Annotated in this window: 26 protein-coding genes; 13 read left to right on the forward strand and 13 right to left on the reverse strand. The window is 72.0% G+C overall.

Annotated elements, in window-relative coordinates; all coding sequences use genetic code 11:
• The first annotated feature begins 110 nt into the window (after nt 1-110).
• From P4R38_RS11120 to P4R38_RS11130, 3 genes are all read left to right on the forward strand, one after another.
• The gene (locus P4R38_RS11120) at nt 111-749 is read left to right on the forward strand and encodes a nucleoside/nucleotide kinase family protein (protein WP_277192183.1); all 639 of its coding nucleotides are present in this window, start codon (nt 111-113) and stop codon (nt 747-749) included.
• 80 nt (nt 750-829) lie between these two features.
• Nucleotides 830-1,819 carry an OmpA family protein gene (locus tag P4R38_RS11125; RefSeq protein WP_277192184.1) on the forward strand — a complete coding sequence of 330 codons (990 nt, stop codon included), beginning with the start codon at nt 830-832 and terminating at the stop codon, nt 1,817-1,819.
• A 220-nt stretch (nt 1,820-2,039) separates the two neighbouring features.
• Nucleotides 2,040-2,633, forward strand: a complete 594-nt coding sequence (locus tag P4R38_RS11130) for an AMIN-like domain-containing (lipo)protein (protein WP_275239566.1) — start codon at nt 2,040-2,042, stop codon at nt 2,631-2,633.
• 70 nt (nt 2,634-2,703) lie between these two features.
• On the opposite strand, the gene P4R38_RS11135 is transcribed toward P4R38_RS11130, so the two are convergent.
• From P4R38_RS11135 to P4R38_RS11150, 4 genes are all read right to left on the reverse strand, one after another.
• Nucleotides 2,704-3,090, reverse strand: coding sequence for a universal stress protein (locus P4R38_RS11135; protein WP_277192185.1), 387 nt, complete (start codon nt 3,088-3,090; stop codon nt 2,704-2,706).
• A complete protein-coding gene (locus P4R38_RS11140) occupies nt 3,087-4,589 on the reverse strand; it encodes a tripartite tricarboxylate transporter permease (RefSeq protein WP_277192186.1) in 1,503 nt (500 codons plus the stop codon). Before P4R38_RS11140 ends, P4R38_RS11135 begins: the two co-directional genes overlap by 4 nt.
• Entirely contained in the window at nt 4,589-5,113 is a 525-nt protein-coding gene (locus P4R38_RS11145) for a tripartite tricarboxylate transporter TctB family protein (RefSeq protein WP_277192187.1), read from the reverse strand. Before P4R38_RS11145 ends, P4R38_RS11140 begins: the two co-directional genes overlap by 1 nt.
• Before the next feature lie 89 nt (nt 5,114-5,202).
• Nucleotides 5,203-6,192, reverse strand: a complete 990-nt coding sequence (locus tag P4R38_RS11150; RefSeq protein WP_277192188.1) for a Bug family tripartite tricarboxylate transporter substrate binding protein — start codon at nt 6,190-6,192, stop codon at nt 5,203-5,205.
• Between the two features lie 100 nt (nt 6,193-6,292).
• Between P4R38_RS11150 and P4R38_RS11155 the strand changes: the two genes are divergently transcribed.
• From P4R38_RS11155 to acs, 4 genes are all read left to right on the forward strand, one after another.
• Nucleotides 6,293-7,933, forward strand: coding sequence for a sensor histidine kinase (locus tag P4R38_RS11155; RefSeq protein WP_277192189.1), 1,641 nt, complete (start codon nt 6,293-6,295; stop codon nt 7,931-7,933).
• A complete protein-coding gene (locus tag P4R38_RS11160) occupies nt 7,930-8,715 on the forward strand; it encodes an alpha/beta fold hydrolase (RefSeq protein WP_277192190.1) in 786 nt (261 codons plus the stop codon). The genes P4R38_RS11155 and P4R38_RS11160 overlap by 4 nt, the downstream gene beginning before the upstream one ends.
• A complete protein-coding gene (locus P4R38_RS11165; protein ID WP_277192191.1) occupies nt 8,712-9,401 on the forward strand; it encodes a response regulator in 690 nt (229 codons plus the stop codon). The genes P4R38_RS11160 and P4R38_RS11165 overlap by 4 nt, the downstream gene beginning before the upstream one ends.
• Before the next feature lie 169 nt (nt 9,402-9,570).
• Complete coding sequence (acs, locus tag P4R38_RS11170) at nt 9,571-11,559, forward strand: acetate--CoA ligase (protein WP_277192192.1); 1,989 nt, start codon at nt 9,571-9,573, stop codon at nt 11,557-11,559.
• A gap of 155 nt (nt 11,560-11,714) precedes the next feature.
• On the opposite strand, the gene P4R38_RS11175 is transcribed toward acs, so the two are convergent.
• Complete coding sequence (locus tag P4R38_RS11175) at nt 11,715-12,125, reverse strand: DUF4260 family protein (protein ID WP_277192193.1); 411 nt, start codon at nt 12,123-12,125, stop codon at nt 11,715-11,717.
• A complete protein-coding gene (locus tag P4R38_RS11180; protein ID WP_277192194.1) occupies nt 12,122-12,559 on the reverse strand; it encodes a nitroreductase family deazaflavin-dependent oxidoreductase in 438 nt (145 codons plus the stop codon). The genes P4R38_RS11175 and P4R38_RS11180 overlap by 4 nt, the downstream gene beginning before the upstream one ends.
• A 131-nt stretch (nt 12,560-12,690) precedes the next feature.
• Here P4R38_RS11180 and P4R38_RS11185 point away from each other — a divergent pair, with 131 nt between their 5' ends.
• The 4 genes from P4R38_RS11185 to P4R38_RS11200 all read left to right on the forward strand — a co-directional run bounded on the left by P4R38_RS11185 (nt 12,691) and on the right by P4R38_RS11200 (nt 16,382).
• Nucleotides 12,691-13,395, forward strand: coding sequence for a TetR/AcrR family transcriptional regulator (locus P4R38_RS11185; RefSeq protein WP_277192195.1), 705 nt, complete (start codon nt 12,691-12,693; stop codon nt 13,393-13,395).
• 135 nt (nt 13,396-13,530) lie between these two features.
• The gene (gene nhaA, locus P4R38_RS11190) at nt 13,531-14,838 is read left to right on the forward strand and encodes a Na+/H+ antiporter NhaA (protein ID WP_277192196.1); all 1,308 of its coding nucleotides are present in this window, start codon (nt 13,531-13,533) and stop codon (nt 14,836-14,838) included.
• Between the two features lie 131 nt (nt 14,839-14,969).
• Nucleotides 14,970-15,371 carry a phage holin family protein gene (locus P4R38_RS11195; RefSeq protein ID WP_277192197.1) on the forward strand — a complete coding sequence of 134 codons (402 nt, stop codon included), beginning with the start codon at nt 14,970-14,972 and terminating at the stop codon, nt 15,369-15,371.
• 93 nt (nt 15,372-15,464) lie between these two features.
• The gene (locus P4R38_RS11200) at nt 15,465-16,382 is read left to right on the forward strand and encodes an alpha/beta fold hydrolase (RefSeq protein ID WP_277192198.1); all 918 of its coding nucleotides are present in this window, start codon (nt 15,465-15,467) and stop codon (nt 16,380-16,382) included.
• Here P4R38_RS11200 and P4R38_RS11205 read toward each other — a convergent pair.
• Both P4R38_RS11205 and nth read right to left on the reverse strand, forming a co-directional pair.
• On the reverse strand, nt 16,369-17,028 hold the full coding sequence (locus P4R38_RS11205; protein WP_277192199.1) for an NUDIX hydrolase: 660 nt from the start codon (nt 17,026-17,028) through the stop codon (nt 16,369-16,371). The genes P4R38_RS11200 and P4R38_RS11205 overlap by 14 nt on opposite strands.
• Nucleotides 17,025-17,717, reverse strand: a complete 693-nt coding sequence (gene nth / locus P4R38_RS11210; RefSeq protein ID WP_277192284.1) for an endonuclease III — start codon at nt 17,715-17,717, stop codon at nt 17,025-17,027. The genes P4R38_RS11205 and nth overlap by 4 nt, the downstream gene beginning before the upstream one ends.
• Before the next feature lie 188 nt (nt 17,718-17,905).
• Between nth and P4R38_RS11215 the strand changes: the two genes are divergently transcribed.
• Nucleotides 17,906-18,583: a Crp/Fnr family transcriptional regulator gene (locus P4R38_RS11215; RefSeq protein ID WP_277192200.1), complete on the forward strand. Its 678-nt coding sequence runs from the start codon at nt 17,906-17,908 to the stop codon at nt 18,581-18,583.
• 105 nt (nt 18,584-18,688) lie between these two features.
• Here the strand turns inward: P4R38_RS11215 and P4R38_RS11220 are convergent, their stop codons facing one another.
• Nucleotides 18,689-20,626: a S53 family peptidase gene (locus tag P4R38_RS11220; protein WP_277192201.1), complete on the reverse strand. Its 1,938-nt coding sequence runs from the start codon at nt 20,624-20,626 to the stop codon at nt 18,689-18,691.
• A gap of 136 nt (nt 20,627-20,762) precedes the next feature.
• Nucleotides 20,763-21,557, reverse strand: coding sequence for an MBL fold metallo-hydrolase (locus P4R38_RS11225; protein ID WP_275238258.1), 795 nt, complete (start codon nt 21,555-21,557; stop codon nt 20,763-20,765).
• A 129-nt stretch (nt 21,558-21,686) separates the two neighbouring features.
• Between P4R38_RS11225 and P4R38_RS11230 the strand changes: the two genes are divergently transcribed.
• The gene (locus P4R38_RS11230; protein ID WP_277192202.1) at nt 21,687-22,511 is read left to right on the forward strand and encodes a lysozyme; all 825 of its coding nucleotides are present in this window, start codon (nt 21,687-21,689) and stop codon (nt 22,509-22,511) included.
• On the opposite strand, the gene P4R38_RS11235 is transcribed toward P4R38_RS11230, so the two are convergent.
• Genes P4R38_RS11235 through P4R38_RS11245 form a run of 3 tightly spaced genes read right to left on the reverse strand, consistent with a single transcriptional unit; the run spans nt 22,512 to nt 23,994 of the window.
• Nucleotides 22,512-23,366 carry an NUDIX hydrolase gene (locus P4R38_RS11235; protein ID WP_277192203.1) on the reverse strand — a complete coding sequence of 285 codons (855 nt, stop codon included), beginning with the start codon at nt 23,364-23,366 and terminating at the stop codon, nt 22,512-22,514.
• A gap of 1 nt (nt 23,367) precedes the next feature.
• On the reverse strand, nt 23,368-23,832 hold the full coding sequence (locus P4R38_RS11240; protein WP_275238255.1) for a RidA family protein: 465 nt from the start codon (nt 23,830-23,832) through the stop codon (nt 23,368-23,370).
• Between the two features lie 3 nt (nt 23,833-23,835).
• Nucleotides 23,836-23,994 (reverse strand): DUF4177 domain-containing protein, encoded by a 159-nt coding sequence (locus tag P4R38_RS11245; protein ID WP_275238254.1) that lies wholly within the window; start codon nt 23,992-23,994, stop codon nt 23,836-23,838.
• Nucleotides 23,995-24,033: the final 39 nt, after the last annotated feature.

Consider the following 24,033-nt stretch of genomic DNA (forward strand, 5'->3'; position numbering starts at 1 on the left):
CGGATGACCCCGATGTGCACGGATATGTACGGAGGTCGTTGCGAAAAGCCGCGCACTCGGACCAGATTCGGTCCCATGCCGATCACCGCGCCGCCCGGGCGGCCGCTCCGATGAGGGAGGTCACCGCTGCTGACGCGGTCCGCGACGTACTGCTGCGCCTCCGGCACTCGACGCACCTCCTGCTCGGGATCGCCGGTCCGCCGGCATCCGGGAAGTCGACGCTCGCCGCCGAGGTCGCCGACGCGGCGTCGCGGTCCGGCATCAGCGCCGTCGTGGTGCCGATGGACGGTTTCCACCTCGCTCAGTCGGTCCTCGACGCCCGCGGGCTCGCCGGGGTGAAGGGCGCCGCGGACACCTTCGACGCGGCCGGGTTCGTGGCCCTGCTGAGGCGCATCCGCGCGGCCGACTCCACGGTGTGGGCGCCGGCGTTCGACCGGGCGCTGGAGAACGCGGTCGCGGGCAGCATCGAGGTGCCGCCGGACGTCCGGCTGGTCGTCACCGAGGGCAACTACCTCCTGGACGACACTCCCCCGTGGCGTGACATCGCGCCCCTGCTGGAGGAGACCTGGTACGTCCGGCTCGACGACGACGTACGCCGCGCGCGCCTCGTCGCTCGCCACGAGGCGTACGGCCGCACCCACGACGAGGCCGTCTCTCGCGCGTACGGCACCGACGAGCACAACGCGGTACGGATCGCGGCTAGTGTCCATCGCGCCGACCGCGTCGTCCTGGCGCCCGAGCGGTCCTGAGGGATCCGTCCGGGCGTCGGTGACGTCCAACGGCGCGTACGCCCGCACTCGCGGGGTCGCTCGGGGCTCGAGGAGACACGATGAACATCAGGACGCGGGTGAGCGCTCTCGCCGCCGTCATCACGGCAGCGACGCTGCTGTCCGGGTGCCAGGAGGAGCAGGTCGTCACCGGCACCCCCTCGGCGAACGCCTCGAGCGGGCAGCGCAGCGACAGCAGCACGTCCTCCGGGGCCACGAGCGGCGACGCGACCCCCGGGGCCGACGGCACGGACGCCGGCCGTCGGGAGCACCTCACCGACAAGGGCGGGTACGTCGTCCAGGGCTCCAAGGTCACCTTCGTCTACAACAACGGCGTGCGCTACGTCCTCGACGTGGGCGCCCCGGTCGGTGACCGGACCACGATCCGCAACGGCACCGGGACCCTCACCCTCAAGGACACCACCGCGACCTGGGTCGACCTGCGCAGCCGCTCCACCAGCACGGTCGACGGGCAGGGCGCCGGCACCGTCATCGACAAGACGGGTGCGATCGTCGTCGCCCCGGACGGCAGCACCACCTGCGCCAACGGTCAGGGCCTGCAGTTCGTCGGCTCGGACGGCAGCAAGGGACAGGCGAGCAAGAACGGCGCGTTCTTCGTGGACGCCGACGGCAAGAAGACCTCGTACGGCAGCCCGACCGCCGGCGGCCGGGCGGCCGGCCGGTTCACGGTCTGCAACATCGACAAGCAGGTGAGCGTCGATCTCTACTCCGACGTGCTGTTCGACTTCGACAAGGCGACGCTGACCCCGGCCGGCGAGCTCGTGGTCGCGAGCGCGGCGAGCACCATCCGCGACGACGTCCGCGGCAAGGCGGTCAATGTCGTCGGCCACACCGACAGCACCGGGAGCGCCGACTACAACGCCTCGCTCGGGCTGCGCCGGGCGAACGCCGTCGCGACGAAGCTGCGCACCCAGGTGCCCGGGATCCGCCTCGAGGTCAGCACCGCCGGCGAGACGCAGCCGGCCGCGAGCAACGCCACCGAGGCGGGGCGGGCGAAGAACCGCCGCGTGACCATCAGCTACGCGCGCTGACCGAGCGGGGTGGCGCGTCCACCGCGCCACCCCGGTCCGGCGGTATCACCGGGAACCGTCGGCATTCTTGTGATGTGACGTACATCACACAAATCTGTCGCGAGGGCCAACCGGTGGAGCAGCTCGTACGTCCTCCACACACTCGCAGCCACCCGGCTGCGGGTACGTCGGCTCCGGGGGACATCCCGGTCGACGGCAGAAGAAGGATCAAGGGGGGACCATGTCCCGGTCACGCACCACCACCCGCCGCCCGCGACTCGCCACCGTGGCGTTCGTCGTCCTCGGGCTGCTCCTGGGCCTGCTCGGCCCACTCGTCGCATCATCGCGCGCCAGCGCCACCGTCTGCGAAGCGCCGTGGGGGTCGCTTCCCAAGACGAGCTCCAGTCACACCACCAAGCCGCTGACCGGCGTCCGTACCGGCCAGCAGCTCTGCTACGACCGGCTCGTGCTCGACATCGGCCGGTCCGGAACAGGCGCCGTCGGGTACGACGTGCGCTATGTGTCCGTCGTCGGAGCCGAGGGCTCGGGTGCACCACTGCCCGTCCGCGGCGACGCCGACATCAAGGTGACCGTCAACGCGCCGGCGTACAACGTCAGCACCGGCGCGCCGACCTACACCCCGTCCAACCCGAACGAGCTGTCGAACGTGTCGGGCTACCGCACGTTCCGCCAGCTCCGCTGGGCCGGCTCGTTCGAGGGGCAGAGCACCATCGCCCTCGGCGTCCGCGCCCGGCTGCCGATGCGGGTCTTCGTCCTGAGCGACACCGACGGGTCCCGTCGGCTGGTCGTCGACGTCGCCCACCTCTGGTACTGACCGCGGCCACCACGCCGCACACACCACGACGCGCCCACCCCGACCGGGGTGGGCGCGTCGCTGCCGGCTGTCAGGGCTTGACCGCGAGCACCGGGCACGCCGCGTCCAGCAGCACCCGCTGTGCGGTCGAGCCGAGGATCAGCTTGCCGACCGGGGTGCGCCGCCGCAGGCCGACCACGATCAGGTCGGCCCCGACCTCCTCCGCCGCGTCGAGGATCAGGTCGGCGACGTCCGGGCCGAGCGGCTGCCGGACCTCGTGCTGCACCCCCGAGGCCTCCAGGTGGCTGCGCAGCCGGTCGACGTCCGCACCCTGGCTGAACCGGGTGTCGACGTACGCGTCGCCGCGCGTCCCGTTGACCACGACCAGACGCGCGCCGGTACGGCGCGCCTCGACCAGCGCCTGCTCCACCGCGGCCTCGCCGGGCGCACCCGTGACGTAGCCGACGACGATCGTCATGAGGTCACCTCCTGGGTGGTGGGCCGACGCAGCCTGCCCACGACGAGCAGCCCGACCGCGCCGAGCACGATCAGCGCGTACACGATCTTCGCGACCGGCTCGGACACCAGGCCCGACCAGTCACCGCTGGACAGCTGCAGCGACTTGCGCATGGCGCTCTCGACCCGCGGGCCGAGGATCACCCCGATGATCAGCGGCAGGACCGGGAGGCCGAACCGGCGCATCATCAGGCCCAGCAGCCCGAACACCAGCAGCAGCGCCAGGTCGAACCACTGCAGGTTGACCGCGAGCGCGCCCAGCGAGGCGAAGAACAGGATGCCGGCGTACAGGTACGGGCGGGGTGTCCGCAGCAGCCTCGCCCAGACCGGCGCGAGCGGCAGGTTCAGCACGAGCAGCAGCAGGTTGCCGATGAACAGGCTCGCGATGAGCGTCCAGATGAGGTCGCTCTGGCTGGTGAACAGCGTCGGACCGGGGTCGATGCCGTACCCGACCATCGCGGCCAGCATGACCGCCGCGGTGGCGTTCGTCGGCAGGCCGAGCGAGAGCATCGGCACCAGCGTGCCCGCGGCCGAGGCGTTGTTCGCGGCCTCCGGACCGGCGACGCCCTCGATCGCCCCCTTGCCGAACTCCTCCGGGTGCTTGGTCAGCCGGCGCTCGGTCACGTACGACAGGAAGGTCGGCAGCTCCGCACCTCCGGCCGGGACGGCGCCGAACGGGAACCCGTACGCCGTCCCGCGCAGCCACGGCTTCCACGACCGGCGCCAGTCCTCCCGGCCCATCCACGGACGACCGACGGGCACGATCTCCTGCGGGCGGCGCCGCAGGTGCGCCGCGACCCAGAGCGCCTCGCCGATGGCGAAGATCGCGACCGCCACGACGACGATGTCGATGCCGTCGGACAGCAGCGGGATGCCGAACGTCAGGCGCGACTGGCCGGTCACGCTGTCGATGCCGACGAGCCCGATCGCCAGCCCGAGGAAGAGCGAGATGAACCCGCGCAGCTTGGACGAGCCCAGCACGGCGGTCACCGCGACCAGGGCGAGCACCATGATCGCGAGGTAGGACGGGTCGCCGAGCTTGACCGCCTGGGTGGCAATGGTCGGGGCGAACAGCGCGAGCAGGGCGGTTCCGATCGCACCGGCGATGAACGACCCGATCGCCGCCGTCGCGAGCGCCTGCGCCGCTCGGCCGGCCTTGGCCATCTTGTTGCCCTCGATCGCGGTGACCACCGAGGAGGACTCGCCCGGGGTGTTCAGCAGGATGGACGTGGTCGAGCCGCCGTACATGCCGCCGTAGTAGATGCCGGCGAACATGATGAACGCGCTCGCCGCGTCGACGTTGTACGTGACCGGTAGCAGCAGCGCGACCGTCATCGCCGGGCCGATGCCGGGCAGGACGCCCACCGCCGTACCGAGCAGGACACCGAGGCAGGCGAACATCAGGTTCATGGGGGTCAGGGCGGACGCGAACCCGTCCGCGAGGTGGCCGATGTTGCCCATCAGAGAATCCCGTCCAGAATGCCCGCCGGGAGCGGGACGCCGAGGCCGCTGTAGAACGCGTAGAAGGTGGCGACCGAGAGGGCCGTGCCGATCGCGAGGTCCCGCAACCAGGTTCGGCTGCCGAGGGTGAGCGAGCAGCCGGCGAAGAAGAGCGCACCGGAGATCGCCCAGCCGAGCACGTTCACGGTGGCGATCAGGAAGACGAAGACACCGACCAGCTTGGCGACCGTGGTCCAGTCGGCCCGCTGGGTGAGATCGATGTCCTCCCCCTCCTCCGCCTCCGGCACCGAGCCGCGCAGCACCGACACGGCCAGCAGCGCGGCGAGCACCAGCAGCGCCGCCGCCACGGCGTACGGGAACGCCTTCGGCCCGACCGGGTCCAGCTTGGCGAAGTCGTTGCGCAGGCGCGAGGCGTCCACGGCAACGACCACGCCGAGCACCGCCAGGATGCCGATCAGCAGCAGCTGGGACAGGTCCCGCTCCCGCGCCGGCGGACTCGCAGCGGCCGTGGCTCCCGACGTCACTTCTCTCGGGTCGGCGCTCATACCTTCTGTCGCGCCTCTGGCCCTCACTCCGGGCCTCACTTCGTTCGTATCCTCGTTCGGGTCGGCGCTCATGCCAGTCCCAGCTCCTCGAGCGTCGTCTCGACGCGCTTGTCCTGCGCCTTCAGGAACGAGCCGAACTGGTCGCCCGTCAGGAACGCGTCCGTCCATCCGTTGTCCTGCAACGCCTTTCGCCACTCCGGGCTGTCGTGCATCCGCCGGAGCAGGGCGATCAGCTCCTTACGCCGTTCGGGTGAGACGCCGGGCGGCGCGAGAACGCCGCGCCAGTTGGTGAAGCTCAGGTTCACCCCGGCCTCCTTCAGCGTCGGCGCGTCGATGCCCGCCACCCGCTTGTCGCCGGAGACCGCGAGCACCCGGATCTGACCGCTCTTGATCTGCTCGGAGAACTCCCCGAGCCCCGTGGTCGCGATGTCGATCTTGGAGCCGAGCAGGGCGGGCAGCAGCTCGCCACCGCCGTCGTAGGAGATGAAGTTGACCTTCTTGGGGGTCACGCCGACCGTTCGGGCGAGCTCCATCGGGAACAGGTGGTCCGGACCACCCGGAGCGGAGCCACCGCCGACGCGCAGCTTGCCCGGGTTCTTCTTCCAGGCGGCGACGACGTCGTCGATCGTCTTGTACGGCGAGCCCTTGGGGACGACGACGCCTTCCTGGTCCTCGATCAGCCGGGCCAACGGCGTCGCCTTGGAGGCGCGGGCGTCCGACTTGTTCGTGAACGTCGCCCCGACCACGCCGAGACCCATGGTCATCAGCAGGTCCTCGTTGCCCTTCTCGTTCTTCAGTCGGGACATCGCGACCGTCCCGCTGGCGCCGATCACGTTGAAGACCTCGAACCGGCCGGTGATGTCGTCGTCCTCCATCACCCGTACGGCGGTGCGGCCGGTGACGTCGTACCCGCCGCCGGGACTGTTCGGGATCATCATCCGCAGCCGGGTCGACCCGGCGTCGTCGCCGCGGGTCACACCGCACGACGACAGCGGCAGGACCGCCGCGACGGTCATCGCCGTGACCGCCAGGAAGCGGCGTCTGGACGGGGGGTTCATCATCGGACCTCTCGGGTAGCGCGGCACGCTGTGCAGGGCCGATAGTGGCGCGCAGGTGTGGCGCAGGTCACCGTTGTGCACGCAAAGGAGGTTGTGTTCTTTGTGGTCCTCCCGGCGGCACCGTCCGCTCTCCCTGGCACGGCAGTTCCTGCTGCTCCAGCTCGTCGTGCTCGGCCTCGTCCTCGCCGCGGTCGTCGCGATCACCGTGCAGCAGACCACCCAGGACTTCCGCAGCAGCCGCAGCAGCCGCCTGCTCGCCGTCGCGGAGAACCTCGCCGGTACGGGCGTCGTCCGCAGCGAGCTCGGCACCGACAGCACCCCGGACCGGCTGGCGCTCCAGCCCGAGATCGCGCGGGTGTCCAGCCTGTCCGGGGCCCGAGTGGTCCAGATCGTCGACCTGCGAGGGCGGGTCGTCGCCTCGTCCGATCCCCGCGACATGGATGCCGTCGCGACGCTGAGATCGCCTGTGAGCCAAGGACGTTCGTGGTCGGGTGACCTGACCGTCCAGCATCGGAAGATGGTCGGCGGGCAGGCGCCGGTCATCTGGGCACAGGAGGGCGCCCCACCGCGAACGGTCGGCGCGGTGCTCGTGCTCGAGGAGTACCCGCCGTGGTGGGACCGCCTCACCGACGCCGTACCGGACCTGCTCCTCGTCCTCGGGATCGCCGCCGTGCTCGGGATGGCCGGCGCTCTCGTGCTGTCCCGCCTCATCCGTCGGCAGACCCGTGGCCTCGAGCCGGCCGAGATCGCCCATCTCGCCGACCACCAGGAGGCCCTGCTGACCGGCATCCACGAAGGCGTCGTCGGCGTGGGCCTGGACGGGACGGTGACGCTCGCTAACGCCTCCGCCCACCGGTTGCTGCACCTGCCCGGCGACCCGGTCGGTCGGCCGGTGCAGGAGGTGGTGCCGCACGCGGGCGTCGCCGACCTGCTGCTCGCGCAGGGCGACAGCGAGAGCACGGTCATCGTGGTCGACGGCCGGGCCCTGGTCCTCAACCGCCGGCGCGCGTCGTACGAGGGACGCTCGGTCGGGACGGTCACGACCCTCATGGATCGGAGCGACCTGATGTCGATGCAGAGCCAGATGTCGGCGCAGGCGAGCGTGACCGACGTGCTGCGGGCACAGACGCACGAGTTCGACAACCGGCTGCACACCATCTCCGGGCTGCTGCAGCTCGGCGAGTACGACGAGGCCGTCGCGCTCATCGACGAGGTCAGCCGGCGGCGTACCCGGATCAACGAGACGGTGACGCAGCGGATCGCCGACCCGCGCGTGGCCGCGCTGCTGGTCGCCAAGATCACCTCGGCCGCGGAGGCCGGCGTCACCCTGTCGCTGGAGCCGGAGAGCACGCTGCCGCGTCTCGCCCCGGGCCTCAGCGCGGACGTCGGCACCGTCCTCGGCAACCTCGTCGACAACGCGGTGGACGCCTCGCGAGCGAACTCGGGCCTGAAGGTGTCCACGCGAGTCACGTTGAGTGACAACGTCGTACGGGTCCGCGTCGCCGACACGGGGGCCGGCGTGGACGCCGTCGACATCGAGCGGATCTTCGAGCGCGGGTGGTCCACCAAGCCCTCCGGTCCGGCCGGCCGCGGCGTCGGGCTCGCCCTGGTCCAGGCGATCTGCTCACGACGCGGTGGCGACGTCGAGGCGGCGAACGGCGATCATGGGGCGGTTCTCACGGCGCGGCTGCCGGTCCGTCCCGGCCGTGACGTGGCCGCCGCCGACCAGGAGCACCCATGACCGGCACGCCCCGCACGCACGACGGCGCGGTCATCGCCCTCCAGGACGACGCCACCGACGCGCCGCCCCTCCTGCTGCTGCCCGGGCAGGCGAGCTCGCACACCTGGTGGGACGACCTGCGCAACGGGTTGCGCCCGGCGTACCGCACCATCACCTTCGACTACCGCGGCACCGGCGACACCCAGGCGGACGAGGCCGGCTGGAGCACCGCGCTGCTCGCGGACGACGCGGCGGCCGTCCTCGCGGCGTGCGGCGTCGAGCGCGCTCACGTGTACGCCACCTCGATGGGCGGGCGGGTCGCCCAGGAGCTGGCGCTGCGCCACCCCGACCTGGTCGACCGGCTCGTCCTCGCGTGCACCTCCCCGGGCGGCGCCGGCGCGCAGGAGCGCGACGCGGACGTACGCCGGCGGCTCGCCTCCCCCGACCCCGCCGCCCGCGACGCGGCCCTGCTCGACCTGATGTACACACCGGCACGCGCCCGCAGCGGCGCGCCCAGCAGGCTGCTCGGCGACCCGACGATGACGGCGCGGGCCCGTCAGCTGCACCTGCGCGCGAGTGCGGGCCACGACGCGTGGGACCGCCTGCCGCAGATCACCGCGCCCACCCTCGTCCTGCACGGCAGCGACGACCTGATGGCGCCGGCGTCCAACGCACACGCGATAGCCGGGCGCATCCCCGGCGCCCGCGCCGAGATCACGGAGGGCGGGCGGCACGGCTTCTTCGACGAGTTCAGCGCGACCGTCACGCCACGGGTCGCCGCGTTCGTCGGGGGCGCGTCGTGACGCGTCCGCTCACCGTCCTCGTCGTCGACGACGACTTCATGGTCGTGCGCGTCCACACGAAGTTCGTCGAGCGGGTGGAGGGGTTCGAGGTCGTCGCGACGGCGCGGACCGGCTCCGAGGCCCTCGACTCGGTCCGGCGCCACCGTCCCGACCTGGTCCTGCTGGACGTCCACCTGCCGGACATGTCCGGCCTGGACGTGCTGCGCGCCCTGCGGGCGGAGGGCCTGGACGTGGAGGTGCTCATGGTGACCGCTGAGCGCGAGCTCGACAGCGTCCGGGCCGCGCGCCTCACCGGCGCCGTCGGCTACCTGGTCAAGCCGTTCTCCCAGGACGATCTCGCCGGCCGGCTGGAGGAGCTGCGTCGGCTGCGCCACCGGCTGCACGACGTCGAGGAGCCCGGGCAGGCCGACATCGACCAGGTCTTCGGCGGCGCGTCGTCGGCGGCGGCCGGTACCGGGCTGCCGAAGGGGCTGAGTGCGCAGACCGGCGAGCTGGTGCTGCGGTCGTTGCGCGAGCACGGCGAGCAGTCGGCCGCCGAGTGCGCGGACGCGCTCGGGCTGGCGCGCGTCACCGCACGGCGCTACCTCGAGCACTTCGTGGCGACCGGACGGGCGCACGTCCGGCAGCAGTACGGCCGCGTCGGCCGCCCGGAGCGCCTCTACAGCATCCCCACCGGCAAAAGTTGATCGTCAGCACAGGCATACCTGTGCCGAGCACCAGCTTTTGCCGAGGGGGGCGGACGAACGGGCAGGGACGCCGTCACCGGACGGTCCCAACGTGCGGGGAACGGTTGAACCCGTCGGCGGGGACGGGTTGAGTGTGGGCAGCACTTTTTCCGCTGACGAGGAGGTCGACGTGGCTGACGCCGCATCCGAGGAGACACTGTCCAACCTGCTGCACGAGGACCGTGAGTTCCCTCCGGACCAGGCCTTCACCGAGCAGGCGGTCGGGAAGGCCGAGCTGTACGACCAGGCGGCCGCCGACCGGGAGACGTTCTGGGCCGACCAGGCCCGTGCGCGGCTCGCCTGGAGCAAGGACTTCACCCAGACGCTGGACTGGTCCGAGGCCCCCTTCGCGAAGTGGTTCGCCGACGGTCAGCTCAACGCTGCGTACAACTGCGTCGACCGGCACGTGGAGGCCGGCAACGGCGACCGGGTCGCGCTGCACTTCGTCGGCGAGCCCGGCGACACCCAGGACATCACGTACGCCGACCTGCTCGACCGGGTGAAGCGCGCCGCGAACGTCCTGCTGGAGTCCGGCGTCAGCAAGGGCGACCGGGTGGCGATCTACCTGCCGATGATCCCCGAGGCGGTCGTGGCGATGCTCGCGTGCGCCCGGATCGGCGCGCCGCACTCGGTGGTGTTCGGCGGCTTCTCCTCGGACGCGCTGCGGACCCGCATCGCCGACGCCGAGGCCAAGCTCGTCATCACCGCCGACGGCGGGTACCGGCGCGGCAAGCCCTCGGGCCTGAAGTCCGCCGTCGACGAGGCGGTCGCGCAGAGCCCCAGCGTCGGCAAGGTCCTCGTCGTCCGGCGCACCGAGCAGGACGTCGAGTGGGACGACCAGCGCGACGTGTGGTGGCACGAGGCGCTGGAGGCCGCGTCGCCGGAGCACGAGGCCGAGCCGATGGACGCCGAGCACCCGCTGTTCATCCTCTACACCTCCGGGACGACCGGGAAGCCCAAGGGCATCTTCCACACGACCGCCGGCTACCTGATGCAGGCCGCGTACACCAATGCGGTCGTGCACGACGTGCACCCGGAGAAGGACGTCTACTGGTGCGCGGCCGACATCGGCTGGGTGACCGGCCACTCCTACATCGTGTACGGCCCGCTCGCCAACGGCGCGACCCAGGTGATGTACGAGGGCACGCCGGACACCCCGCACCAGGGCCGCTGGTGGGAGATCGTCCAGCAGCACCAGGTGTCGATCCTCTACTGCGCCCCGACCGCGATCCGCACGTTCATGAAGTGGGGCAAGGAGATCCCGGCGAAGTTCGACCTGTCCTCGCTGCGTGTGCTCGGGTCGGTCGGAGAGCCGATCAACCCCGAGGCCTGGATCTGGTACCGCGAGGTCATCGGCGGGGGGAAGACCCCCGTGGTCGACACCTGGTGGCAGACCGAGACCGGCGCGATCATGATCAGCGCGCTGCCCGGCGTGACCTCGCTCAAGCCCGGCGCCGCGCAGCTGGCCGTCCCCGGCATCTCGGTGGACGTCGTGGACGAGCAGGGCCGGTCCGTGGAGAACGGCCACGGCGGGTACCTCGTCATCGACCAGCCGTGGCCCTCGATGCTGCGCGGCATCTGGGGCGACCCGGAGCGGTTCAAGGAGACGTACTGGTCGCGCTTCCCCGGCATCTACTTCGCCGGTGACGGCGCCAAGAAGGACGACCAGGGCAACATCTGGGTGCTCGGCCGGGTGGACGACGTCATGAACGTCAGCGGCCACCGGCTCTCGACCACCGAGATCGAGTCGGCGCTGGTGTCGCACCCGAAGGTCGCCGAGGCCGCGGTCGTCGGGGCCTCCGACGCGACGACGGGCCAGGCCGTGTGCGCGTTCGTCATCCTGCGCGGCGACGCGGTTCAGGAGGCCGACGAGGAGGGCGAGGGTGGTGATCTGGTCGCCGAGCTGCGCAACCACGTCGCCAAGGAGATCGGTGCCATCGCCAAGCCGCGGCAGATCATGGTCGTCGCCGAGCTGCCGAAGACCCGGTCCGGCAAGATCATGCGCCGCCTGCTGCGCGACGTGGCCGAGAACCGCGAGGTGGGCGACGTCACGACGCTCGCCGACTCCTCGGTGATGGACCTGATCAAGGAAGGCATGTCCAAGCCCTCCGCCGACTGATCACCGCCCTCGCCGGTCGAGCCGGGCCGGAGCGCTAGCGGAGGTCCGTGTCGAGACCAGGTGCGCGCGTGCACCTGGTCTCGACACGTCTCGCCCCTGGGGGCTCGCCGGCTCGACCGGCGGGTGGGAGGGCTCGACCGGCGGGTGGTAGTCGGTCAGCCACGATCGGCCACCGCGACGTGGCGGCGGCCACGGATCCAGCCGTCGGCGTCCCGCAGGCCGTAGCCCGCCAGCCGGTCCACGGCGATGTGCAGCAGCCAGCCGAGACCGAGCACGAACCACGGCACGAACGCGGCGTGGGAGATCGGCAGGAAGCACACCGCCACCGTCACCGCGAGGGCGACCTGCCACCGGTGCAGCAGGTTGTACGCCGGGACGGCGCGCGGAGCGAGCCGCCCCTGGCCAGACTCGCGCGGGTCGGATCCGATGGCCGCGAGGAAGGCCAGGTCGGGACCGATCAGCCCGAGTGCGCCGGTCGCCCAGGCCCATCCGCCGTACGTCAATGCCTCGAACCCGAGGAACGCCGCGAGCACGAGCGCCGCGACCGCCCAGGCCGCCCGTCTCACACCTGCTCCAGGCGGAAGACCGGGTGGTCGGGCAGGATCGCGAGCAGCTCGGCGTCCGAGGACTTCGCGGAGATGCCCTTCGGGAAGAACGCTCCGACCTCCCAAGCCCACTTCTTCAGGTAGTGGCGCAGTACCGGGACCGCCGGCTCACCGTGCACCTCCACGGCGCGGTACGTCGTCGCGCGCTGCCCGAGCCGCAGCGTCACCTCAGGGTTCTTGCGCGCGTTGCGCACCCAGTCGGTCTGCCCGCGCGGGGCGACGAGATGCGTCGCACCGTCGACCACCATGAGGTTGACCGGGGTGCGACGCGGCTGCCCGCTCTTGCGGCCGATGGTCTCGAGCTCTCGCGAGCCCGCGAGGCTCACTCCACGGCGCGCCAGCACTCCCACGAGCGAGTTGAAGATCCTGGTCATCCGGCCGACCTGCTGGGTCATGGTGCCCTCCGAGGCATTTGCGAGAGCAGTGCTCTCTGTTTGATGTCGCCATCATGCACCCGCACGGCACAGAATGCAAGAGCAGTGCTCTCTCTTGCGAGCACCGCTCTTGGATGGCACGCTCCCCTCCCATGACGACAGACCCGCCCCGGACTGCCCGCGAGCGCGCTCGGCAGGAGGTCATGGCGGCGATCCTGGAGGCCGGCCGCCGCGAGCTCGCCGAGCGCGGCGCGGACGGCCTCTCCCTGCGCGCGGTCGCTCGCGAGGTCGGGATGGTGTCGTCCGCGGTGTACCGCTACGTCGCGAGCCGGGACGACCTGCTCACCGCACTGATCAGCGAGGCGTACGGCGCGGTCGCCGACGCCGCCGAGCACGCCGCGTCCGCGCGGACCACGCCGGGGCGGCGATTCGTCCGGCTGTGCGGCGCGCTGCGCACCTGGGGTCAGGAGCACCCGCACGAGTACGCCCTGCTCTACGGCTCCCCCGTGCCCGGCTACCACGCACCGGAGGCCACCACCGACATCGCGACGCGTACGCCCCGCGCCGCCGCCGCGCTCGTGCAGGAGGCGTACGACGCGGGGACGCTCGAGGTGCACGAGCCGGGACCGCCCCTCGGCCGGGTGCTCGCGGGGCAGTGCGCGGCGATGGGTGAGGCGCTCGGGATGAGCGTCCCCGAACCAGTGGTGCTGCGGCTGGCCCAGGCCTGGACGCAGGTTTACGGCGCGATCAGCTTCGAGCTGTTCGGGCAGCTGCGCAACACGTTCGACCCGGCCGACGCGTTCGCGGCGCACACGTTCGCGACTGCCGCGCGGCACGTCGGCTTCACCGACCTCTGACGCGTCCCGCGCTCGCACCAAGGACGGGCCGGCACCCGGACAACTACGATGGGCGGTGGTGAGCCGGGAAGTCTGGTCGGCCGTCGCGAGCGCTCGCGGCGACACCGACACCCGACCCTTCGAAGGGGGCGACCGATGGTCCTGCCGACTCCTCGCGCACCACGCCTGCTCAGCAGAGGCTCCTGGCCCGAGGCCCACCGGATCGCCGCCGCCCTACGCGCCGAGACGGTCGGCGGCGCCCTGCTGCTGGTCGCCGCCCTGCTGGCCGTGGTGTGGGCGAACACGCCGTGGCGCGACGGCTACACCGCCCTGCGCGACGCCCACGTCGGACCCGCGGCCCTGGGACTCGACCTGAGCCTCGCCCACTGGGCGTCGGACGGGCTGCTCGCGATCTTCTTCTTCGTCGTCGGCCTGGAGCTGAAGCAGGAGTTCGTCGTCGGCGACCTGCGCGAACCGTCCCGCGCCGCCGTACCGGTCGTTGCGGCGGCGTGCGGCGTGGTCGTCCCGGCCGTCGTCTACACGGTCGTCAACATCGCCGCGGACGGCCGCCCGGCCGGCTGGGCGGTGCCGACGGCCACCGACATCGCTTTCGCGCTCGCCGTGCTCGCGGTGCTCGGGACCCACCTGCCGTCGGCGCTGCGGTCCTTCCTGCTCACGCTCGCGGTGGTCGACGACCTCATCGCGATCACCATCATCGCGATGTTCTTCACCGCCGACCTCGACCTGGTCGTGCTCGGTCTGGCGCTGCTGCCGATCGCGGCGTTCGGGGTGCTCGTGCAGCGCGGCGTACGCACCCCCTGGCTGCTCCTGCCCCTCGGCGTGCTGACCTGGGCGCTGGTGCACGGGTCCGGCATCCACGCCACCATCGCCGGCGTCGTCCTCGGGCTGCTGGTTCCCGTCCGCGATGCGCGCGGCGGCTCCGCGGACGGGTCCTCCTCGCACGCCGCGGACCTCGAGCACCGGCTGCGACCGCTGTCCGCCGGAGTCGCGGTACCGGTGTTCGCGTTCATGGCAGCCGGGGTCACCGTCGTCGACGGCGGGTTCGGCGACGCGCTGCGCGACCCGGTCACGATCGGCGTGGTCGCCGGCCTCGTCGCCGGCAAGTGCGTCGGTGTCCTCGGCGGGACGTTCCTGGTCGCGCGGTTCACCCGCGCCGAGCTGAGCGACGACCTTGCCTGGTCCGACGTGCTCGGGCTCAGCCTGCTCGCCGGCATCGGGTTCACCGTCTCGCTGCTGATCGGGGAGCTGGCGTTCGGAACGGGCTCCGCAGCCGACGAGCACGTCAAGATCGGCGTCCTCGCCGGTTCGGTCCTGGCCGCGCTGCTCGCCGCCGTCGTGCTCCGGCTGCGCAACGCCACCTACCGGCGCATCGAGGAGTACGAGACCCGCGACGACGACGGCGACGGCGTACCGGACTGCTACGACCACCCGGCGCAGGCGTGATCTGGCCGTCCCACCGGCCCGTGATGTACACACCATGGGGACGCTCTCGCTTGCATCCGCGACCGATGGGTAGTGTCTGGGAAGCACCGGCACGGGCCGACGCCCGTGAAGCGACGTAACAGGAGGAAGCGATGGCCATCAGCACCAACGGGTCCGAACGCACGCTCGGCCAGCTGGTCGCGGACGCCTCGACCGACCTCTCCGGCATCGTCAAGGGCGAGATCGACCTGGCCAAGCTCGAGATGAAGTCCGAGGTGAGCAAGGCCGGCAAGGGCGGCGGACTGCTCGCGGCAGCAGGGCTGTTCGCGCTGTACATGCTGATGTTCCTGCTGCTGGCAGCGGCCTGGGGCATCCACGCCGCCGGGCTCTCGCTGTGGCTCAGCCTGCTGATCGTCGCCGGCGTGCTGCTGCTCATCACGCTGATCCTGGCGCTGCTCGGGCGCAGCTCGTTGAAGAAGATGCGCGGCGGCCCGAAGAAGACCATCGCCAACGCCCAGCAGACCGTGAAGGCCATCAAGCCCGCCAAGGGCTGACCCCACTTCAGACGCGGCGTCCCTCCGGGGACGCCGCGTCGACGACCGCGACCTGGTGATCCCGCGCCCGGGCCGCAGGAGGATGCGCGGCCGATGAGCTCCGTCGACGTCTCCCGCGTCATGATCGACGGTCCGTGGGAGCACCGCCTCGTCGCCGCGAACGGCGCGCGGTTCCACCTGGTCGAGGCCGGCGAGGGCCCGCTGGTGGTCCTGCTGCACGGGTTCCCCGAGTTCTGGTGGGCCTGGCGCGAGCAGATCCCCGCACTCGCCGCGGCCGGCTACCGCGTCGCCGCGATGGACCTGCGGGGGTACGGCGCGTCCGACAAGCCGCCACAGGGGTACGACACGTTCACCCTGGCCGCCGACGTCGCCGCGGTGATCCGCTGCCTCGGCGTCCGGCGGGCGACGGTGGTCGGGCACGGCTGGGGCGGCTGGATCGCCTGGTCGATGGCGAGCATGCAACCCGACGTGACCCAGGCGGTCGCCTCGCTCGGCATGCCGCACCCGATGGTGATGCGCCAGGCCTCGGCCCGCAGCATGCGCCAGGTCCGCGCCAACGCCTACCTGCTGGCCCTGCAGCGGCCGTTCGTCCCGGAGCGGCAGATGGTCGCCGGGCCGCGGTACGTCCGCCGGCTGATGTCCGCCTGGTCCGGCCGTCCGAGCTGGCCGCCGGGTGAGGTCAGCGAGCTGTACGCCGACGCCCTGACCCTCCCGTTCGTCGCGCACTCAGCGGCCGAGTACTACCGCTGGGTCGCGCGTTCGGTCCTGCGCTCGGACGGTCGCCGGTTCGTCTCGCGGCTCAGCCAGCCGATCGACGTCCCGGTCCTGCACGTGCACGGCGACGCCGACGGCTGCGTCCTGCCCAGCAGCTCGACGGGTTCGCAGGAGTGGTGCACCGGGTCGTACGAGGAGGTCACCCTCCCCGGCGTCGGCCACTTCATCCCCGAGGAGGCGCCCGCGGAGACCAACGCGCTGCTCACCCGCTGGCTGGGGACGGTCAGCGCCGCATGAACCGCTCGGGGACGACCCGCTCGTCCTCGACGTCCCACGGCCGGGTCAGACCCGCGAGGTCGAGCGTCTCGGCCAGGACGATCGCCGTGAACCCCCACACGTAGACGTCGCCCACCTCGAAGGCCGGCGCCTTGAACGCCCGCGACGGGTGGGTGGCGGTGAACCGGTGGGCGGGGTCCACCAGCGCCGCGACCGGGATCTGGACCACCCGCGCGACCTCCGCGGGGTCGACCGCGCGGATCGTGGACGGGCGCTCCCACCAGGCGAGCACAGGCGTCACGGAGTAGCCGGTGACCGACAGCGGGAGCCGCGGGAGCTCGCCCACGACGCGGACACCGTCGGGCGCCAGGTCGATCTCCTCGCGCGCCTCCCGCATGGCGGCGGCGACCAGGTCGGCGTCGGTGTCGTCGACCACCCCGCCGGGGAACGACACCTGGCCAGCGTGCCGGCGCAGCGTCGAGGACCGCTCGGTGAGCACGACGTCCGGTCCGGCGCCGTCGCCCGGCCCGAACAGCATCAGGACCGCGGACTGGCGGCCGAGCGGCGCGCCCGCGAGGCGGCGTACGAGCGGCATGTCCTCGTGCGAGGTGTCGGCCACGCGCTGCAGCCAGTCGGGCACGGGAGCCGCGGCGGTGGACGTGCTCATGCGGTGCGGACCTGCTCCCCCGCGGCCGGCGCGCCGGGGGCGAGCTCGAACTTCAGCAGCCTGGCCGCCTTGACTGGATCGGTCTCGCCGTCGCCGTACGAGGGGCACCACTGGGCGACGGGGCACACACCGCAGGCGGGCTTCTTGGCGTGGCACATCCGGCGGCCGTGAAAGATCAGCACGTGGCTGAGCATCGTCCAGTCCTTGCGCGGGAAGAGCGCGCCCACGGCGTGCTCGACCTTCACGGCGTCGGTCTCGGTGGTCCAGCCGAACCGGCGGACGAGCCGGCCGACGTGGGTGTCGACCGTGATGCCTGGGATGTCGAAGGCGTTGCCGAGGACGACGTTCGCGGTCTTGCGGCCGACGCCGGGCAGCGTCACCAGGTCCTTCAGCCGCGGCGGCACCTCCCCGTCGAACCGCTCCACGAGGGCCTGGCCGAGCGTGATCACCGAGTTCGTCTTGGCGCGGAAGAAGCCGGTGGGCTTGAGCAGCTCCTCCATCTCGGTCCGGTCGGCCGCCGCGAGCGCCGCCGCGTCCGGGTAGTGCGCGAACAGCCGAGGTGTCACCCGGTTGACCATCACGTCGGTCGTCTGGGCCGACAGGATCGTGGCGACCAGCAGCTGGAGCGGACTCTCGAAGTCGAGCTCGCAGTGGGCGTACGGGTACTTCTCGTGCAGGGCGCGATACATCTTGCGGGCGCGACGGGTCCGGCCGACCGGGGTCTCCTGGGAGACGTCGAGACGCTTCACCCTCCCGACCCTAAGTGCAGCGGCCGACACCCGCGCACCGGCCGCCGACGGGTCCGCGGTGGCCGCCGGGCGCGGCGCACGGCCCTGACGTACGACCGGTGGTCCGGCGTGCGTGGCAGACTGACCGCGTGGATATGGATGTCGTACGCCGTGCACCGTTGTTCGCACCCCTTGACGACGAGGCTGCCGAGGCGCTCCTGGGGCAGATGACCCGTAACCGGATCGAGCGCGGCGAGGAGCTGTTCCGCGAGGGCGACCAGGGCGACCGCCTGTACGTCATCACCGCGGGCAAGGTGAAGCTCGGCCGCCGCTCGCCCGACGGCCGCGAGAACCTCCTGGCCATCCTCGGCCCCGGTGAGATGCTCGGCGAGCTCTCGCTGTTCGACCCCGGCGCGCGCACCGCGACCGCGACGGCCGTCGCCGGCACCGAGCTCGTCGGCCTCAGCCACAAGGACCTCACGACGTTCCTCGGCGGCCGCCCCGAGGTCGCCATCACCATGCTCGGCGCGCTCGCCCGCCGTCTGCGCCGCACCAACGAGGCGCTCGGCGACCTCGTCTTCACCGACGTGCCCGGCCGCGTCGCCAAGGCCCTGCTGGACCTCTCCTCCCGCTTCGGCCGACCGGCCGAGGACGGTGTGCTCGTCGCCCACGACCTCACCCAGGAGGAGCTCGCCCAGCTGGTCGGCGCCTCCCGCGAGACGGTCAACAAGGCCCTCGCCGACTTCGCCTCGCGCGGCTGGCTCAAGCTCGAGGCCCGCGCGGTGACCCTGCTCGACGTCGAGCGCCTCCAGCGCCGCGCGCGCTGACCGCAGCATCAGCGAAGCGGCCGACCCTGTCCTCGGGGTCGGCCGCTTCGTCGTGCAGCCTCCGGTCGCGAGCCCGTCACCTCCCGCGACCGGAGGACATCGGTGTCACCGCGTGACGGCGTCCAGCCAGGCCTGGCCGTTCGGGGAGCCGACACCGGTGACGTCGTCGTAGCCGGAGCGCACGTGGATCGTCAGCGGCTCGTCGACGTCGAACCAGCGCGCCGTGTAGACGTAGCCCTGGGCGGCGTCCACCCCGTTCTTGTAGTCGACGCGCACCGCGCCCGGGTAGGCCGCCCGGTCGTTCTTGGTGATGTCGTACGAGACCCCGCGGGCGGCGTACAGCGTCGGGTTGGCCAGGCCGTAGGCGCCGTGCTTCTGCACCGCCAGCGCCCAGATGCCCGCGTACAGCGGCGAGGCGAGGCTCGTGCCGCCGATGCGGTACTCCGAGTAGGCCGTGTGGCCGTCGGGGAACGTCTGGGTCTGCCCGACCCGCATGCCCGTCGTCGGGTCGCCCAGCGCCGAGACGTCCGGCACGACGCGCATCGCGCCGCCGCCGTAGGTCCGGCTCAGCGAGTCCGGCACGACGCCCTGCTGGTACGCCGGCTGCGCGAACAGGCGCGACGTGCCGCCTCCGGAGCCGTACTGGTACGCCGGCGTGGTCCAGGCGCCGCCGGAGAGGGTGCTGCGCGCGGTCTCCCAGCCGAGCTCGAACTGCCGGCTGCCGTCCTGGGCCACCCCGAGGGACGTGCCGCCGACGGCAGTCACCCACGGGCTCGACGCCGGCCAGTCCGGGGTCGGCGCGACGGAGGAGTCCCCGCCGGTCTCGTCACCGGAGTCGCCGGAGCTGAAGAACACGCTGATGCCCTCGGTCGCCGCCTGGATCTGGGCGTCCAGCTGCGGCTTGATGTAGCCCTGCGGCAGCGCTTCACCGCCGTACCCGTAGGAGTTGGTGATGATGTCGGCGCTGTGCTTGTCGACGACGTGGTTCAGCGCGGCGTCCAGGTCGCGGTAGTTGTTCGGGGCGCTGACGTAACGGATGTTCGCGCCCGGAGCGGTCGTGTGGACGGCCTCGAGGTCCAGGCTCTCCTCACCCGCCCAGCCCTGTGGGTCCTGCTTCTTGTTGGTCGCCCGGTTGTAGGTCCCCGGCGCGACGTCCTGGGTGAACAGGCCCTTGGTGGACGGCAGCCCGTGCGCGGCCGAGTAGGTCTCGAGATCCTGGGCGGCCGTCGGCGAGGCGTACGCGTCGATCACCGCGACCGTGACGCCGCGGCCGTCGTTGCCCGAGGCGATGGCGCTGTTGACGCCGTACGCCTTCTGCAGCTGGGCGCCGGCGTAGCCGCACGGGGCGAACGCGCTGGGTGAGGACGGCAGTCTCGTCCCGTCCGGTGTCGGGGTGTTGGCGACCGTCTTCTCGCCCCAGTAGGCCGAGCACGGCTGCGCGTTGACGAAGACGGGTGCCGGCGGGACGGTCTGGTGCTGGACCAGCTCGGTCGAGTCGTCCAGGCCGATGACGGCGACGACCCCGCCGAGCGTGCTCGGCACCGACAGCGGCGTGTCGTTGGAGCGCAGCGTGTGGCCGGCGTAGCTGTACTGCGAGAACGACGTCCCGAACGCCGTGGCCGCCTTGCCGAGGCTGCCGTGCGCCTCGACGTACCGGTTGTTGCCCGGGGTGTAGCCCACGGTGAGGCCCTGCGCGTGCAGCCACTGCTTGACCGCGCTGACCTGCGAGGCGGTCGGCGCGAACCGCTGACGGTACTGCGCGGGGGTGAGGAACGTGCGGTACTGCGGGCTGCCCGGTGTCGAGACCGCCGCGGCGTAGGCCTGCGCGCCCGCGTCGTCGCGGCCCTGCAGGTAGACGCGGAAGTTCACGGTGGTGGCCGGGTCGGACGCACCTGCGCGGTGGGCGGACGTCGCCCAGGACGCCTTGCTGCCGGCCAGGTCGTGGCGGCCGGACGAGGAGGCGTCGGCTGCTCCGACCGACAGAGCCGCGAGCGCGGTGGCGCCGACGGCGGCGAGGAGCAGACGGGATGATGGATGAGACACGAAGACTCCCTCGGGGTGATGACTGCCGTCCTCCCCCGACGGGCGGCACCGGTGGATGACGCCGGTGCGCTGATCGAACAACGGACGCCGCGCGCCCGCCCATGACAGATGTCAGGTGTTCGGACCGCTCCCTGGGTCAGGCCCGCGCGAGGTAGTCCAGCTGGGCGCGGACGGTGAGCCGGGCCGCCGGCCAGACCGCACGGTCGACGTCGGCGTACACCTTCTCGACGACGGCCTCGACCTGGTCGTCGGCCTCGGCCGCGCCCTCGTCCAGCGCGGCGCGGACCTGCTCCAGCCGGGCCCGGCGATGGTCGCGGTAGTACTGCAGCACCGCGCGTGCGTCCGGCAGGAACGGCCCGTGGCCCGGCGCGATCGCGTCCACCTCCTCGTCGGTGAGAGCGATCATCCGGTCCAGCGAGGCGAGGTAGGAGGCGACGTCGCCGTCCGGGTGCGCGACCACCGAGGTGCCCCGGCCGAGGACCATGTCGCCGGTGAGCAGCAGGCGGTCCGCCGGGAGCACGACCGACACGGAGTCACGGGTGTGGCCGGGGGTCAGGATCACCCGCAGCTCCAGGCCGGCCACCGTGATCCGCTCGTCGTCGGCGAACGGCTCACCGCGGCCGGCGCCGCGCACCGCAGCGCCGGTGAGCTCGGCCCACCGCTCGGCGGACCCGGCGTGGTCGTCGTGGCTGTGGGTCAGCACGGTGAGCGCGACCGTACGCGTCCCGACCTGCTCCAGTACGCGCTCCAGGTGGTCCTCGTCGAGCGGGCCGGGGTCGACCACCACGACGCGGTCGGCGCCCGGCTCGGCCAGGACCCAGGTGTTGGTGCCCTCCAACGTCATCGGGCCGGGGTTGGGGCAGCGCACGCAGAGGGCGCGCTCGCCGACCCGGCCGCCGGACCAGGCCTCGCTCGCGGAGTTCGTCGTCACAGCGGGAACGCTAGCAACGTCGCCTCTGACCAGGCCTTGACCCGAGATTGGTAACTGTTTGACATTCTCACTCTTACCTTGGGCAAGGCTGATCATCCGGCCAGGCCGCTCATCCTCCGGGAGTGCCCCATGAGATTCACCCGACCCCTCACCGCCGCCATCAGCATCGTCGCCGCCCTCGGGCTGGCCACCTCCACGGTCGCCGAGGCCGCCACCCGGTCCGGCCCGACCCCCAACGCCCGCGCGCACGGGGTCGACCAGCGCGGCGAGGCGTACATGGGCTGGTCCGACACCGCCGGCGCGGCACCGGCGTCCGCGCCGTCACCCGGACTCGCCGCCGTCGTCAACGGGATCGACGTCAGCTCCCATCAGGGCGATGTCGACTGGGCCACCTACTGGGGCCAGGGGGTGCGGTTCGCGTACACCAAGGCGACGGAGGGCGACTACTACGTCAGCCCGAACTTCACCCAGCAGTACAACGGCTCGTACGACGTCGGCATGATCCGTGGCGCCTACCACTTCGCCACCCCCAACGACAGCAGCGGCGCCACGCAGGCCGACTACTTCATCTCGCACGGCGGCGGCTGGTCGCGCGACGGCAAGACGCTGCCCGGCGTGCTCGACATCGAGTACAACCCGTACGGCGCCACCTGCTACGGCCTCTCGCAGAGCGCGATGGTCTCCTGGATCAAGGCCTTCACCGATCGTTACCGCTCCCGCACCGGCCGGGACGCGATCATCTACAGCACGACCGACTGGTGGACCACCTGCACCGGCAACAGCGCAGCCTTCGGCGGCACGAACCCGCTGTGGATCGCGAAGTACGCCGGCTCGGCCGGCACCCTCCCGAACGGGTGGGGGTACTACACGTTCTGGCAGTACACGAGCACGCCGGTCGACAAGGACTACTTCAACGGCGACCTGTCGCGGCTGACCGCCCTCGCCAACGGCTGATCACCGGTCGGGCAGGTAGGCCCGCAGCACGACGCCGCCGTCGGTACGCACCGGCTCCGGCATGACGCGGACGACGGGCGGCCGGGCCGCCACGAGCTCCTCAGGGCTCGTCGCACCGGCCACCCGGCGGACGTTGACGACCGTCGGCGGCAGCATCCGGGCCTCGCGCGAGTCGGCTTGCGCCAGAAGGTCTTTCGGGTCGACCCAGACCGCGGTGTCCGCCTCGGTCGTCGCGTCGTCGGCGATCTGTCCCTCGGGCAGGAGCGCGGCGAAGAAGTACGTGTCGTACCGCTTCGGCTCGAACTCCGGGGTCAGCCAGTGGTCCTGCAGCGTCAGCAGGTCCGAGCGCAGCACCAGCCGGCGACGGGAGAGCAGCTGCGCGAACGACTGCTCGCGCGACAGCAGCGCCTCGCGCTCGGCCTGCCACTCGTCCCCGGACACGTCGCCGACCACCCGGTCGGCGTCGGTCCCGGCCAGCAGCACACCGCACTCCTCGAAGACCTCGCGGACCGCGGCGATGACGAGCTGTCTCGCGGTGGGCTCGTCGACGCCGATGCGCGCGGCCCACTCGGCCGGCGACGGACCGGCCCACGGCAGACCGGCATCGGCGTCGCGGGCGTCGACGCCGCCGCCGGGGAACACCCACATCGACGGCGCGAACTCCATCGTCGGCACCCGGCGGAGCATGAAGACCTCGACGGGACAGGCGGATCCGTGCCGCACGAGCATGACCGTCGAGGCAAGCCGCGGGGCGGGAGGCGGGTCGGCACGACCGTCGAGCGAGGCGAGCGCCGCCTCGCCGAGCCGGCCGCCGACCGGGAAGTCGACGGCCGTGGTGCTCGGCTCAGCGCTCACGTCAGTCCTGGACCGCGACGACGATCTCGACCTCGACCGGCACATTCTTCGGCAGCACCGCGACGCCGACCGCCGAGCGGGCGTGGGCGCCCTTGTCGCCGAACGCCTTCCCGATCAGGTCGCTCGCGCCGTTGATGACACCGGGCTGACCGTCGAACGCCGGGTCGGAGGCGACGAAGCCGAGCACCTTCACGACCTGGGTGACCTTGTCGAGGTCACCGATCACAGCCTTGACCGCGGCCAGGGCGTTCAGGACACAGGTCTGCGCGCACGCTGCGGCGTCCTCGGCCGACACCTCGGCGCCGACCTTGCCGACCGCCTGCAGCTCACCGCCGGCGACGGGGATCTGCCCCGAGGTGTAGACGAGGTCGCCGTGCCGCAGCGCGGGGACGTACGACCCCGCGGGCGTGGCGACATCGGGTACGGACAGGCCAAGGGCGGCGAGGTTGTCCTCGACGACGGACATGGATCAGCTCTCCTTCGGACGCTTCAGATAGGCCACCAGGCCGGTGCCGTCAGGACCCGGCACGACCTGCACCAGCTCCCAGCCGTCCTCGCCCCACTGGTCGAGGATCTGCTTGGTCGCGTGGATCATGAGCGGGACAGTCGCGTACTCCCATGCAGTCATGAGCGAGAGACTAACGACCGCCCCGGGACGTCCCACCCC

Source organism: Luteipulveratus flavus (assembly GCF_029439465.1).
Classification (GTDB): domain Bacteria; phylum Actinomycetota; class Actinomycetes; order Actinomycetales; family Dermatophilaceae; genus Luteipulveratus; species Luteipulveratus flavus.

Coding starts and splice junctions, on each gene's coding strand:
- P4R38_RS11120 (WP_277192183.1), top strand. CDS start 111: ATGAGGGAGGTCACCGCTGCTGACGCGGTCCGCGACGTACTGCTGCGC.
- P4R38_RS11125 (WP_277192184.1), top strand. CDS start 830: ATGAACATCAGGACGCGGGTGAGCGCTCTCGCCGCCGTCATCACGGCA.
- P4R38_RS11130 (WP_275239566.1), top strand. CDS start 2,040: ATGTCCCGGTCACGCACCACCACCCGCCGCCCGCGACTCGCCACCGTG.
- P4R38_RS11135 (WP_277192185.1), bottom strand. CDS start 3,090: ATGACGATCGTCGTCGGCTACGTCACGGGTGCGCCCGGCGAGGCCGCG.
- P4R38_RS11140 (WP_277192186.1), bottom strand. CDS start 4,589: ATGGGCAACATCGGCCACCTCGCGGACGGGTTCGCGTCCGCCCTGACC.
- P4R38_RS11150 (WP_277192188.1), bottom strand. CDS start 6,192: ATGAACCCCCCGTCCAGACGCCGCTTCCTGGCGGTCACGGCGATGACC.
- P4R38_RS11160 (WP_277192190.1), top strand. CDS start 7,930: ATGACCGGCACGCCCCGCACGCACGACGGCGCGGTCATCGCCCTCCAG.
- P4R38_RS11180 (WP_277192194.1), bottom strand. CDS start 12,559: ATGACCCAGCAGGTCGGCCGGATGACCAGGATCTTCAACTCGCTCGTG.
- P4R38_RS11185 (WP_277192195.1), top strand. CDS start 12,691: ATGACGACAGACCCGCCCCGGACTGCCCGCGAGCGCGCTCGGCAGGAG.
- nhaA (WP_277192196.1), top strand. CDS start 13,531: ATGGTCCTGCCGACTCCTCGCGCACCACGCCTGCTCAGCAGAGGCTCC.
- P4R38_RS11195 (WP_277192197.1), top strand. CDS start 14,970: ATGGCCATCAGCACCAACGGGTCCGAACGCACGCTCGGCCAGCTGGTC.
- P4R38_RS11200 (WP_277192198.1), top strand. CDS start 15,465: ATGAGCTCCGTCGACGTCTCCCGCGTCATGATCGACGGTCCGTGGGAG.
- P4R38_RS11205 (WP_277192199.1), bottom strand. CDS start 17,028: ATGAGCACGTCCACCGCCGCGGCTCCCGTGCCCGACTGGCTGCAGCGC.
- nth (WP_277192284.1), bottom strand. CDS start 17,717: ATGTATCGCGCCCTGCACGAGAAGTACCCGTACGCCCACTGCGAGCTC.
- P4R38_RS11230 (WP_277192202.1), top strand. CDS start 21,687: ATGAGATTCACCCGACCCCTCACCGCCGCCATCAGCATCGTCGCCGCC.
- P4R38_RS11240 (WP_275238255.1), bottom strand. CDS start 23,832: ATGTCCGTCGTCGAGGACAACCTCGCCGCCCTTGGCCTGTCCGTACCC.
- P4R38_RS11245 (WP_275238254.1), bottom strand. CDS start 23,994: ATGACTGCATGGGAGTACGCGACTGTCCCGCTCATGATCCACGCGACC.